Origin of the sequence: Siphonobacter sp. BAB-5385 (assembly GCF_002261125.1) — a bacterium.
Lineage (GTDB): Bacteria > Bacteroidota > Bacteroidia > Cytophagales > Spirosomataceae > Siphonobacter.
On record NZ_NMPS01000115.1, the window covers coordinates 1 to 1,890 of the forward strand.

General features: G+C 40.6%; 1 protein-coding gene. It reads right to left on the bottom strand.

The window, feature by feature from the left end:
- Nucleotides 1-211: 211 nt before the first annotated feature.
- Nucleotides 212-1,717: a capsule assembly Wzi family protein gene (locus BWI93_RS11465; protein ID WP_094811380.1), complete on the bottom strand. Its 1,506-nt coding sequence runs from the start codon at nt 1,715-1,717 to the stop codon at nt 212-214.
- Between the last annotated feature and the right edge of the window lie 173 nt (nt 1,718-1,890).

The window sequence follows — 1,890 nt, forward strand, 5'->3', positions numbered from 1 at the left end:
CCTATTACTCCATCGGTCGCGAAAAAGTTAATTGAATATCCTATACATAGCATAGTTTAATCCATGCTTCATAAAAATAAATCTAGCTACTACTAATAAAGTTTTTTATTAGTAGTAGCTAGATTTATAATATTGGGAATGATAAATTATATAGAGTAGCCTTAACATATAAACAGCTTATAGTATTTATACGTTAAGCGTAGTAATCAATTTATAACTTTGGATTTATTAATTTTCGCATTGTTAACATTGCCCCTAAAGAATTAGGTAGCCACTGCCCGCGATCTAAACTTACGCTTAGAACCCATTCTGTATTGGTAAGTATTTTTGTTTGTGTACTGATAGAAGCAATACCAGAAAATTGATTAGCCCCTCCCTTTATAGGATCTTTACTATATGGTCTGCCATAGTTTTTACTATAAGATAGCTTGGTTTGAAATGTAGTTAAGCTGGATATCTTTCCTAATAACCCTAGGTGAAATAATTGAATCTTGTTATTATTAAATGTTGAAAAATGGTTGAATGGACCCCTGATGTTTTGCCATTTATAGCTGGCATCCATCCATCTCGTAAAAAATGGAGTTCCAATACTGCGTTTTTCATTCGTCCATCCATTTAAATACTGCACATTGTTAAAATAATCATCGTTTCCTTTAGGGTATTTATCCCCACTTTGGTCCATAGAAGTGAAGTATTCAGCAGTAATTTGAAGTAGGCCAAACCCTTCAATTTTTCTGTTATTTTTCCATCGTACACCGTATATACCATCGGGTAGATTTCCAAATACAACTCCTGACATATCATCCCAGGGACGTTGTATATAAAAAAGTAAGTTTTCCCGATTAAGATTCAGCTCTAGTGCAATGTCAACAGAACCTAAATGATTGCCTGATCGATTAGATGTATCAAACTCAGTGAAGCCTTTCGTATTTTGTTCATCTATTTTACTCGGCCAGAAAGCTCTCTTGTAGGCTTCCCAATCTGAAGGTAAATGGCCATTATTTGAGACTTTGTTACCTAAATACTTCGAATACCCTCCCCACTGTACAAAGTGGTTCATACCTCCGTAAAAACGTACTTTCCAGGTTGGCTTACCAATGCGTACAAAGAGTGATTTAGCATGCAGATACACATTTTTCATCGAATCTGTATTACTAATCCAGCCGTGACTAATGAAGGCATTGAAAGCAATGATGCCCTGGGTGAAGTGCAAAGGAGCGTAATCTTTCGTACCCAGTCTGACCTGAGTAATGGGTACCGCATTTCCCGACCAGGCGTACGAGCCCGAGCTAAGTAGCGTATCCGTAATACCGTTAATTTCTTTTCGACGGCCAGCGTATAACTCCGCGTGTCCCAAACGAATGGCTGCGTACGCTTCGGGTAAGATGAAGCGGGAGGCTCGGTTCAGATTTCCAACTGCTTCCACGCCCGCCTTGATATGAGGTCTGCGATTTTGCCGGGCGTCTCCCCAGAGGGCAGTAGCCCCCAGAGTCACCAACGCTGAGGGTGACTCCAGGGGAACCGTTCCAAACTGATTGGCCCGCAACCAAAAGGGGGTACGTGAAGCAGTAGAAGCTAAACCACCGAGTTCGGCTTTATAACGAATACCCGGCGTAACCGTTGTATCATAAACTGGACGATTGAATTGACTGTAGGCGGGAAAGCCTACCAATAGTAACACTCCAGTTAAATAATTCAGAAGGCGATAAAGCTGCATACAAATGGCGGTTGAGAGCAGTTTCAGTAAGCGACTTAATAAAAATACCGATTAAAAACGTGCTTGCTCCGTCGGTATATACGAAGAATCAGGAGCGAAAGACTTATACGAAGTGAGCTCCCCGTTTGGAAGCATCGCTGACAAACTCCTTCACTTTCTGCTCCTTGTCCTTG

What these genes read in the sequence shown, in the direction of transcription:
- BWI93_RS11465 (WP_094811380.1), bottom strand. Translation starts at nt 1,717, where the DNA reads ATGCAGCTTTATCGCCTTCTGAATTATTTAACTGGAGTGTTACTATTG.